The organism is Myxococcus sp. CA056 (assembly GCF_013336715.1).
Taxonomy (GTDB): Bacteria; Myxococcota; Myxococcia; order Myxococcales; family Myxococcaceae; genus Myxococcus; species Myxococcus llanfairpwllgwyngyllgogerychwyrndrobwllllantysiliogogogochensis.
This window is the reverse complement of record NZ_JABUMT010000039.1, coordinates 1-1190: the sequence shown is the minus strand read 5'-3', so window position 1 is coordinate 1190 and position 1190 is coordinate 1. Positions and strand designations below refer to the sequence as shown.

1 protein-coding gene is annotated in these 1190 nt (G+C 67.7%); it reads left to right on the top strand.

Features of this window, described 5'->3' with window-relative positions; genetic code table 11:
- Window positions 1-61: 61 nt before the first annotated feature.
- Window positions 62-1159, top strand: a complete 1098-nt coding sequence (locus HUA76_RS44730) for an IS630 family transposase (protein ID WP_371823627.1) — start codon at window positions 62-64, stop codon at window positions 1157-1159.
- Window positions 1160-1190: the final 31 nt, after the last annotated feature.

Here is a 1190-nt window from a genome sequence, read left to right as displayed (position 1 = left end):
GGGCGGGCGGGCGTGAAGTGAGCGGGAAGAGGGAGCAGGGGCACCTCTCGTTCGGCTCTGTGTGCGCAGAAGACCTGAGAGCGAGAAGGCCCTGCCCGAGGGCAAAGGTAGGCAGTGGCTGAAGAGGAAGCAGCGCCAGGCGCTGCTGCGATGGGGCGAGAAGAGCGGCTGCCCGCTCACCATGCGACGGTGCATGGCGGTGGCGGCGGTGGGGAGGGGTGCCTCGTGCAACGCAGCAGCCCGGGACTTGGGCTGCGCCACCTCCACCGTCGTCAGCGCGGTGCGCCGCTACCGGGAGGACGGACGCGGAGCGCTGCGAGACAGGAGGGAGGGCAACGGCCAGCGCAAGGTCGACGAGCGATTCCGAGAGAGGCTGGCGCGGGTGTTGGTGGGAACGCCCGAGGACTGGGGCTGGTGCCGGCCCACCTGGACACGGGAGTTGCTGTGCTTGGAGCTTGAGCGCCGGGGGTTGCCCCAGGTGTCCGTGGCGACCATGGGACGCGCGCTCACCTGGCTCGGCGCGAGGCGCAAGGCGGCCAGGCCCATCGTCGAGTGTCCCTGGCCCGCCTGGAAGCGTCGGCGCCGGCTCTACGAGTTGAAGTGCCTGCATGCCCACAAGCCCCCCGAAGAGCCCGTGCTCCACGTGGATGAGGTGGACATCCATCTCAACCCCAAGGTGGGACACGACTGGTGTCTTCCGGGGCAGCGCCGGGTGGTGGTGACACCGGGCAACAACCAGAAGCGCTTCCTGGCCGGAGCGTTGAATGTCCGGACGGGGAAGCTGACGTGGGTGGAAGGCAACTCCAAGGCCAGCGACCTCTTCATCCAGTTGCTCTGGCGCCTCGCGGGTGAATACCGGCGCGCTCGCCGCATCCACCTCGTGCTGGACAATGCAGCGGTACACACCAGCAAGAAGACTCGCAAGGCCCTTGCCCAACTTGGAGGGCGCATCGTGCTCCACTTCCTGCCGCCCTACTGTCCCCAGGGCAACCGCATCGAGCGCGTGTGGCTGGACCTGCACGCCAACGTCACGCGAAACCACCGCTGCCGCACCATGGACCAGCTCATGGTGCGGGTACATGCCTACCTCAACGCGCGGAATGCACAGCGCTCTGCCTGTCCATCCCTGCGCCGAGCCGACCTCAGGCGTGCCTCCTGACGTCGTGCGAGAATCGAGATCGTTGGTTTAG